This is a genomic window from Streptomyces sp. XM83C (genome assembly GCF_023072675.1).
Classification (GTDB): domain Bacteria; phylum Actinomycetota; class Actinomycetes; order Streptomycetales; family Streptomycetaceae; genus Streptomyces; species Streptomyces thermocoprophilus.
Map to the genome: position 1 here is coordinate 1 of NZ_JALLGL010000257.1, position 9,021 is coordinate 9,021.

General features: G+C 69.2%; 7 protein-coding genes and 2 pseudogenes. 5 read left to right on the forward strand and 4 right to left on the reverse strand.

Translation table 11 applies throughout. The features are described from left to right. Positions 1-247: 247 nt before the first annotated feature. Positions 248-1,027, reverse strand: a complete 780-nt coding sequence (gene lexA, locus MTQ10_RS23580) for a transcriptional repressor LexA (RefSeq protein WP_247472121.1) — start codon at positions 1,025-1,027, stop codon at positions 248-250. Between the two features lie 584 nt (positions 1,028-1,611). Here lexA and nrdR point away from each other — a divergent pair. Beyond that, positions 1,612-2,178, forward strand: coding sequence for a transcriptional regulator NrdR (gene nrdR, locus MTQ10_RS23585; RefSeq protein WP_247472122.1), 567 nt, complete (start codon positions 1,612-1,614; stop codon positions 2,176-2,178). Between the two features lie 167 nt (positions 2,179-2,345). Further along, positions 2,346-5,231, forward strand: coding sequence for a vitamin B12-dependent ribonucleotide reductase (locus MTQ10_RS23590; protein ID WP_247472123.1), 2,886 nt, complete (start codon positions 2,346-2,348; stop codon positions 5,229-5,231). A 157-nt stretch (positions 5,232-5,388) separates the two neighbouring features. Here MTQ10_RS23590 and MTQ10_RS23595 read toward each other — a convergent pair whose 3' ends face one another. After that, the gene (locus tag MTQ10_RS23595) at positions 5,389-5,850 is read right to left on the reverse strand and encodes an HNH endonuclease (RefSeq protein WP_247472124.1); all 462 of its coding nucleotides are present in this window, start codon (positions 5,848-5,850) and stop codon (positions 5,389-5,391) included. After that, on the reverse strand, positions 5,847-7,334 hold the full coding sequence (locus MTQ10_RS23600) for a hypothetical protein (RefSeq protein WP_247472126.1): 1,488 nt from the start codon (positions 7,332-7,334) through the stop codon (positions 5,847-5,849). The genes MTQ10_RS23595 and MTQ10_RS23600 overlap by 4 nt, the downstream gene beginning before the upstream one ends. A gap of 311 nt (positions 7,335-7,645) precedes the next feature. Between MTQ10_RS23600 and MTQ10_RS23605 the strand changes: the two are divergent. Together MTQ10_RS23605 and MTQ10_RS23610 are read left to right on the forward strand one after the other, a co-directional pair. After that, positions 7,646-7,738: pseudogene (locus tag MTQ10_RS23605) on the forward strand (DUF2785 domain-containing protein); the annotation flags it as partial. Positions 7,739-7,933: 195 nt separating this feature from the next. Beyond that, entirely contained in the window at positions 7,934-8,197 is a 264-nt protein-coding gene (locus MTQ10_RS23610) for a hypothetical protein (RefSeq protein WP_247472130.1), read from the forward strand. Positions 8,198-8,237: 40 nt separating this feature from the next. On the opposite strand, the gene MTQ10_RS23615 is transcribed toward MTQ10_RS23610, so the two are convergent. Next, entirely contained in the window at positions 8,238-8,771 is a 534-nt protein-coding gene (locus MTQ10_RS23615; protein ID WP_247472128.1) for a TerD family protein, read from the reverse strand. Positions 8,772-8,885: 114 nt separating this feature from the next. On the opposite strand from MTQ10_RS23615, the pseudogene MTQ10_RS23620 reads away from it, so the two are divergent. Next, positions 8,886-9,021: pseudogene (locus MTQ10_RS23620) on the forward strand (DUF4937 domain-containing protein); the annotation flags it as partial.

Sequence of the window (9,021 nt, forward strand, 5' to 3'; positions counted from 1 at the left end):
GCTTCCGCCCCCGCAACGACTCGGGCAGCAGCGGCCGGATGAACTCCCACTCAGCATCGGACAGTTCATGGCGACGTATCACCCAGCCATGATCCACCACCCAAGATCATTTGAAGACACCGCCTAGCCCCCGACCGCCCCCGGACAGCCCAGGGCCCCGGAACCGGCGCAGGGGTCCCGGGGCCCAGTCAGGGAGCGGGGCGGCCGTGTCGCCCGTGTGCGGGTGTGGCTGGTGTCGCCGACGTCGTCAGACGCGCCGCAGAACGGCCACCACCTTGCCGAGGATGGTCGCGTCATCGCCGGGGATGGGCTCGTAAGCGGAGTTGTGCGGCAGGAGCCAGACATGGCCGTCCTCGCGCTTGAAGCGCTTCACGGTGGCCTCGCCGTCCAGCATGGCGGCGACGATGTCGCCGTTCTCCGCGACGGGCTGGCGGCGGACGGTCACCCAGTCGCCGTCGCAGATCGCGGCCTCGATCATCGAGTCGCCGACCACCTTGAGGACGAACAGCTCACCGTCACCGACGAGCTGCCGCGGCAGGGGGAAGACGTCCTCGACGGACTCCTCGGCGAGGATCGGGCCACCGGCGGCGATCCGGCCGACCAGCGGCACGTACGACGCGGCGGGCTTGCCGGCCGTGTCCGTGGGCTGCACCGAGACGGCCTGGTCGGAGCCGCGCACCTCGTAGGCGCGCGGGCGGTGCGGGTCACGGCGCAGGAAGCCCTTGCGCTCCAGTGCCATCAGCTGGTGCGCCACGGACGAGGTGCTGGACAGCCCGACCGCCTGGCCGATCTCGCGCATCGACGGCGGATATCCGCGCCGCTGCACCGAGTCCCGGATGACCTCGATGACGCGGCGCTGCCGGTCGGTGAGGCCCGAGCTGTCCGCCCGGATGCCTGGAGGTCGGCCCGGCAGGGAGCGCTTGGGTCCCTCGGGATTGGCGGCTTCGTTCATCGCGTGCACTGGCTCGAGTCGGCCCTGGGAGCGGTCCTGGGCGGTGATGGTGGCACTGTCTGCGGTGGTGGTCACGTCGGCCCCTCTCGGTGGTCTCCCTGCCAGCACAACGGTAGTTGCTTTCGAAAGGTTGCGCCAAACACACGTTCGAGTGAAAAAACGCGTTTCGCCTGACGTGATCTGGTGGTGAGGTGTATTGGCGACCCGTACCGCACGGGCAAAAGGGCCCATTGTTGTACTCTTCACCGCCGGGATGCCCCGCCCGCGGACACGCTCAGTGTGCCACCCGTGAACCAGCGGGTCCGGCTCCAGGCGCCGCCCTCTGCGGGAGCCGCACGCCATCTCCGCCGGGAAGCCACGGTTTCTCCGCGATGTGCCGGAACGATACGGCGTCCCGGTGCCGGCGCGGTACAGGCGTGCACGCGCGTGTTTGCGTGCCCCGTCCGGGGATACGCGCGTAGCCTCGGCGCCGACACGCGCGCGTAGCGTGCATGTATCGGCCAATCCCCACATCTAGTGGTTGGATGGCTACAGCGGCCCAGAAGTTGTGGTCCCCCCGGTCTTCGGACCTTCCACGATCGCCTATGCTGGTGTCCGCTTCGAGGGGCCCATGTGGCCCGACGAGGCTATTGAGTCTGCTGTGAGGAGGGTTGGAGTCCATGCACTGCCCCTTCTGCAGGCACCCCGACAGCCGCGTGGTCGACAGCCGTACGACCGACGACGGCACGTCGATCCGCAGACGCCGTCAGTGCCCTGACTGCTCCCGTCGCTTCACGACGGTGGAGACGTGCTCACTGATGGTGATCAAGCGGTCCGGAGTCACCGAACCCTTCAGCCGCACCAAGGTCATCAACGGCGTGCGCAAGGCATGCCAGGGACGGCCTGTGACCGAGGACGCGCTCGCCCAGCTCGGCCAGCGCGTCGAAGAGGCGGTGCGGGCCACCGGCAGCGCCGAGCTGACCACCCACGACGTGGGCCTGGCCATACTCGGCCCGCTCCAGGAGCTCGACCTCGTCGCCTACCTGCGGTTCGCCTCGGTCTACAAGGCGTTCGACTCGCTGGAGGACTTCGAGGCCGCCATCGCGGAACTCAGGGAACAGACGGGGCGCCCCGCCGCGGACGAGGGCGGCCGCGCGGGCGAAGGCGCCACCGCGGGGAGCCAGGAAGACGAGCGCGGGCACGACGGGACCGTCCAGGTCCCCGAGCCCGCCCACGCCGCCGACTGACAGGCGGGCCGGAACCGGATCGCGAGGAACCGGGTCCGGCCGTGCGGCGGCGACGAGAAGACCTGTTGCGGGCGGCAGGCAGAGGGTGCCCGCAACAACAGACAGAACACCGTGCCACGGGAACATCGGGGCACTTCAGGGCGTTTTCGCCCGTACAGGGAGGCGGCATGACAGAGACGGCGAGCGGTCCGGCACGAGGTTCCCGATCCAAGGGCGCCAAGGCGGGGAACAAGGGACTGCACATCGAGCGCATCCACACCACTCCGGGCGTGCACCCGTACGACGAGGTGCAGTGGGAGCGCCGTGACGTCGTCATGACCAACTGGCGCGACGGCTCGGTCAATTTCGAGCAGCGTGGCGTCGAGTTCCCCGACTTCTGGTCGGTGAACGCGGTCAACATCGTCACCAGCAAGTACTTCCGGGGCGCCGTCGGCACCCCGCAGCGCGAGACCAGCCTCAAGCAGCTGATCGACCGCATCGTGAAGACGTACCGGAAGGCCGGCGAGGACAACAAGTACTTCGCCTCGCCCGCCGACGCCGAGATCTTCGAGCACGAGCTGGCCTACGCCCTCCTGCACCAGATCTTCAGCTTCAACAGCCCCGTCTGGTTCAACGTCGGCACGCCCCAGCCGCAGCAGGTCTCCGCCTGCTTCATCCTGTCCGTCGACGACTCCATGGAGTCGATCCTCGACTGGTACAAGGAAGAGGGCATGATCTTCAAGGGCGGTTCGGGCGCCGGCCTGAACCTGTCCCGCATCCGCTCCTCCAAGGAGCTGCTCTCCTCCGGCGGCAACGCCTCCGGCCCGGTCTCCTTCATGCGCGGCGCCGACGCCTCCGCCGGCACCATCAAGTCGGGCGGCGCCACCCGCCGCGCCGCCAAGATGGTCGTCCTCGACGTCGACCACCCCGACATCGAGGACTTCATCGAGACCAAGGTCAAGGAGGAGGAGAAGATCCGCGTCCTGCGCGACGCGGGCTTCGACATGGACCTGGGCGGCGACGACATCACCTCCGTCCAGTACCAGAACGCCAACAACTCGGTCCGTGTGAACGACGAGTTCATGAAGGCCGTGGAGACCGGCGGCAAGTTCGGCCTGCGCGCCCGCATGACCGGCGAGGTCATCGAGGAGGTCGACGCCAAGGCCCTCTTCCGCAAGATCGCCGAGGCCGCCTGGGCCTGCGCCGACCCGGGCATCCAGTACGACGACACCATCAACCACTGGCACACCTGCCCCGAGTCCGGCCGTATCACCGCGTCGAACCCGTGCAGCGAGTACATGCACCTGGACAACACGTCCTGCAACCTGGCCTCGCTGAACCTGATGAAGTTCCTGAAGGACGACGGCAAGGGCAACCAGTCCTTCGAGACCGAGCGTTTCCAGAAGGTCGTCGAGCTGGTCATCACCGCGATGGACATCTCGATCTGCTTCGCCGACTTCCCGACCCAGAAGATCGGCGAGAACACGCGCGCGTTCCGCCAGCTCGGCATCGGCTACGCCAACCTCGGCGCCCTGCTGATGGCCACCGGCCACGCCTACGACTCCGACGGCGGTCGCGCCCTCGCCGGCGCGATCACCTCCCTGATGACCGGCACGGCCTACCGCCGCTCCGCCGAGCTGGCCGCGGTCGTCGGCCCGTACGACGGGTACGCCCGCAACGCCGACGCCCACAAGCGCGTCATGAAGCAGCACGCCGACGCCAACACCAAGGCCGTCCGCATGGACGACCTGGACACCCCGGTGTGGGCCGCCGCCACCGAGGCCTGGCAGGACGTCATCCGCCTCGGCGACAAGAACGGCTTCCGCAACGCGCAGGCCTCCGTCCTCGCCCCGACCGGCACCATCGGCCTCGCGATGTCCTGCGACACCACCGGTGTCGAGCCCGACCTCGCGCTGGTCAAGTTCAAGAAGCTGGTCGGCGGCGGCTCGATGCAGATCGTCAACGGCACCGTCCCGCAGGCCCTGCGCCGCCTGGGCTACCAGGAGGAGCAGATCGAGGCGATCGTCGCCCACATCGCCGAGCACGGCAATGTGATCGACGCCCCCGGCCTCAAGCAGGAGCACTACGAGGTGTTCGACTGCGCCATGGGCGAGCGCGCCATCTCCCCGATGGGCCACGTCCGCATGATGGCCGCGATCCAGCCGTGGATCTCCGGCGCCATCTCCAAGACGGTCAACATGCCGGAGACGGCGACCGTCGAGGAGGTCGAGGAGATCTACTTCGAGGCGTGGAAGATGGGCGTGAAGGCCCTCGCCATCTACCGCGACAACTGCAAGGTCGGCCAGCCGCTCTCCGCCAAGAAGAAGGAGGAGAAGAAGGCCGAGGAGCCCGCCCCGGCCGAGGCCGAGGTCGAGAAGGTCGTCGAGTACCGCCCGGTCCGCAAGCGCCTCCCGAAGGGACGTCCCGGCATCACCACGTCCTTCACCGTCGGCGGCGCCGAGGGCTACATGACCGCCAACTCCTACCCGGACGACGGTCTCGGCGAGGTCTTCCTGAAGATGTCCAAGCAGGGCTCGACCCTCGCGGGCATGATGGACGCCTTCTCCATCGCCGTCTCGGTCGGCCTTCAGTACGGCGTGCCGCTGGAGACGTACGTCTCGAAGTTCACCAACATGCGCTTCGAGCCGGCCGGTATGACCGACGACCCGGACGTGCGGATGGCGCAGTCGATCGTCGACTACATCTTCCGCCGCCTGGCGCTGGACTTCCTGCCCTTCGAGACGCGCTCCGCGCTCGGCATCCACTCCGCCGAGGAGCGCCAGCGTCACCTGGAGACCGGTTCGTACGAGCCGGCCGAGGACGAGGTCGACGTCGAGGGCCTGGCCCAGTCGGCCCCCCGCTCCCAGGAGCTGAAGGCCGTCGCCACACCCATGGCGGAGGCCCCCGCCGCGAAGCCGGCCCCGCAGCAGGCCCACACCAACGCGGAGCTGGTGGAGATGCAGCTCGGCATCCAGGCCGACGCCCCGCTGTGCTTCTCCTGCGGCACGAAGATGCAGCGCGCCGGCTCCTGCTACATCTGCGAGGGCTGCGGCTCGACCAGCGGCTGCAGCTGATCCCGGACGCTTCTCGTCCGACGAGAACGCAGCGGGAACTTGCTCCTCCGGTGTGTGAGGAGTGACCGAGGGCCCGGCGGATGCCGCCGGGCCCTCGGCGTCGCCGAACCCGGGTCGTTCCCGTGCGGTCCCGGCACTTCACCGTGTCGGTCACGGTTCAGGGGAGCCGGTCGTTCTTCCGGGTGTTGCACAGGCGGTGCGCTGCGCGCATGTTGCCGCGGATGTGGTCGCCGCCTCGCGCCAGGGGCATCACATGGTCGACGGTCGCTGCCAAGGCGTCGAAGCGGTCGACGTCGTCCGGGATCGGCCTCTGGCACAGATGGCAGATCCAGTTCTCTTCGTCCAGGACATCGAGCGGGTCGATCTCCTGGAAGAGAGCTCCCGGGATCGCCCGCGCTTGCGCCGCGTTCAGGAATCCGTTGATACGGGACCTGCGTGAACGTCCCACGAACGGAGGGCGAGGCGCGGCGGGATCGGGAAAGCACGCTTCCCGGCAGTAATTGCCGTCGCGGTCGAAGGCGATGCCGCTGCCGCAGGTGAGGCACCGGCGGTTCGCCCGAGCGAGGCGGTCTTCTTCCGCGAGGTAGGCGTGAATGCGACGCCGGAACAACGAGGTCATGAGCCGGTCCCTTGAAGCATTTCCTGGTGCCGGGGGCAGCGGCAGGTCCGGGCACGCTTCATTCTCAGTCCGAAGGCCGAGGGACGGGGGAGCCGTACTTTGCTCCCGAGGTTCCAGATGTCCTCGGAGCCCAGTTCGCGTTCCAGGGCCGGTATCGCGGCTTCGGCCGCCTCCTCCGAGAGGAAGCGGATGTGGCGTTTGTTCTCCACAGTGGCCGCTCCGTCGAAGAGGCGGTCCGCCATCTCGGCCAGGAGTTTCACGTACTCGAACTCGCAGATACCGCGGAGCTTTCCGCCGACCTCTCGGGCGCCCTGCGCTGCGGCGCGCCTGCGCCCGGCCCAGGACTCCAGGCGTCGGCGATGGACCTCGACGGTTTCGGTGACCACCTGCGCGAACGACACGGAGGGTTTGTCGTCCGCGCCGCAGTCGGAGCATTCGGCCAGGGCGATGTCGATGTCGCGCAGGATGTGGACCAGCGCGGACCGACCGGGATGGCGCCAGGCCACGACATCGTGCGCCGCGACGTCACGCAACGTCTTCAGCAGCCGCTCCGCGTAGAGATGCTCAGGCGTCGCGTCCGCGGAGGCGGATGCCGGATCCGTGATCTCGTCGAGGACCTGAGCCTCGATGTTCTCCAGAACGGCCAGATCGCGGGCATCGCCGGGAGCGCTGGAGGTGCCGTCTTGAGCGGGGACCAAAATGTGGTCCAGTTCCGGATTCGACGGCGTGAGACCCGGCTCGCGCAGGGGAGCCGCCCATTCGTGACGTTGCCACAACTGCGCTTCGAACAACTCGATGTCGGACAGCGCCATGAGCCAGCAGGCCAAGGAACAGTCGCAGTGCCGCAGTTGTTCCTCCACCTTGCAGGTCAGCTCTTCCAGGACATTCGCCTCGTGGCGACTCAGCAGTTCACGCGCGGTGTCGAGCGCACCTTTCACCACTGCGTATTTCCGGCGTGCGATGCGCGCTTGTGATTCGGCGTCGAAGCGGCCGTGCAGCCCACTCGCCCGTGACGCCCACAGCAGGGACGCGGCCACGACAGGCAGCGCGGCATCCGATGTGCCGGGCGCCGCGTCCAGGACATTGGGGCGAGCATCGGGGTCGGGGCCGGGCGAGCCGCGGCGAGCGGCCCGTGCGACGTCGGTGGCGATGCTCTCGTAGAACAGGACACAGGTCAGATCCGCGCGTTTCCGGGCCTCTTCGGGGCTGAGAAGACCGCGGAAGAGATGAAGCGCCAGACGCTCCAGGCGTGCGTCCTCCCGAGCCAGGAAGAGTGCGATGCCAGGCGCACCGCTCCGGGCCGGTGGCACGTCGTCTTCCTGTGCGGGTCGTTCGTACTGCTCGGTCCAGTAGCGGAGCGCAGCTCTCACATCGGAGAGGACCCGCGCGGGTGCGTCGTCCCAGCGTTCGGGCAGGCCGCCCAGCTCCTGGATCAGCGGGCGCAGCCGCGCGTAACTCGATGTGAAGGAGTCGTGAACATCCACTGCCGCATTATGGAGGGGTGACCGGAGTCGATCAACGCCGGTCCCGCGTCCCCGCACTGAGCCCATGAGCGACCGACAGCGGTACGAGTACGACGCGGTGGACATCCGCCGGACGGACGGCGCCGCGCGTGCCGCCGCCCTCGACGGTCTGGTCCGGGACCTCGCCTCACCCGACCCGACCGTCCGGGACGACGGCGCCTACCTGACGGCGGCTCGCCGGACACCGCACCTCGACGTCCGGGAACTGCGGGATTTCGGCGGCCGTACGGGCCGCGCGGTTCACCGATCCCGCCGTGCAGGCCCGCACGTTCGTGCCGCTGGTCCTCGCCCGGGTCGCGGAGGCGGGGGAGTGGTGCGAGCGGTGGTGGCAGGAGTTCGCCGACTGGTATCCGGCGGAGACGGATCTGCGGGGCTGGGACCCGGAACTGGGCTGGCTGCATGCCGCGGCCCATGACGCGGATCTGCCGGCCTCGCCGGCCAGGCGGGCCGGGGCAGGACCCACGGCCCCTCGCCGACGTGGCGGTGGCCCGCCTGCTCGCGCCGACGGACCATCTCTTCGACGCGCAAAAGGACGACCGGATCGCCTATGCCTCGCGTGCGTGCTGAGCCACCCGGACCTCACCGGGACGGCGTCCGTCGCATGGCTGGACGCCGTCGCCGGCGCCTTCCGGCAGGGCGCGCCCGAACCCGTCCCCGCGTGGGCCTCCGACACCATGCGGACGCTGCGCATGCTCTACGTCCTCGCCGACCGGGGCGTACGCGCCCGTAACACCGACGAGCCCGCCCGGTCGCTCACCCACCGGGCGGCCGTTCCGGAGGCACTCGCCGCGACGCCCGCGATCGGGGCGCCGTACGCCGGGTGAGACCGCGTGGCCGCCCCTCCGGAGGGCGGCCGGCGCCGTCTCAGCGCTGGTGCACCCGGCCCAGCGCCCGCGTGAACTCCGCCGGGTCCTCGTCGAAGCCGTGCACCCCGGGACGGAACTGCCAGCCGCCGCCGCCGTCGCGGGCGAACTCCGCTATCGCGGCGGCCTTCGCCCCCAGCACGCCCCCGAAGTCGTCCTCGGACAGCACGGTGTAGCCCTCGCGGATCCGCATCGCCGGGTTCCGCACCCCCGAGAACGTCCGGGGCGCGGTGCGCTGCTGGATGACGACACCGACCACCACGCGCGCGTACCGGCTGTCGAGCCGGTACAGCTCCAGTGTCATGACCTCGTCCCAGCCGAAGCCCTTGCCGTCGGTGCTGTCCCGGTTCAGCAGGATCGTGCCGTCCGGTGACCGGCTGTCGAAGTGCACGACGTACACGGGGTCGCCGTACGGATCGTCCGCCGCGTAGGTCGCGGCGATCAGATCCAGGTCGGTCGCCGGCTCACCGGCAGGGCTCGGATCCCACTTCAGTGACACCTCGACCTTCTCGATTCCCTTGCTGAGGCCGCTCACCGGACTCCCCCTTCTTCCGCGTGCCTTCCCCGCCTGCGAATCGCCCCATACCCGAACTTCCTCTGAGACAGGGCCGGTTGTCCATCCTGCCACGCGCGCGTGACCTCCGCTGGGGTGGTCTGTCGCAGAGCCCGCCCCGGCCGCCTCCCCTGGCCTTACGATGGCGCGGTGCTGGTCAAGTGGATTCGCTGCACCGTCGTGGACCGCCGTGGGTTCGAGCGGGGACAGCGGAAATGGGCGGGGCTTCCGG

What these genes read in the sequence shown, in the direction of transcription:
- MTQ10_RS23595 (WP_247472124.1), bottom strand. Translation starts at nt 5,850, where the DNA reads ATGACCTCGTTGTTCCGGCGTCGCATTCACGCCTACCTCGCGGAAGAA.
- MTQ10_RS23590 (WP_247472123.1), top strand. Translation starts at nt 2,346, where the DNA reads ATGACAGAGACGGCGAGCGGTCCGGCACGAGGTTCCCGATCCAAGGGC.
- nrdR (WP_247472122.1), top strand. Translation starts at nt 1,612, where the DNA reads ATGCACTGCCCCTTCTGCAGGCACCCCGACAGCCGCGTGGTCGACAGC.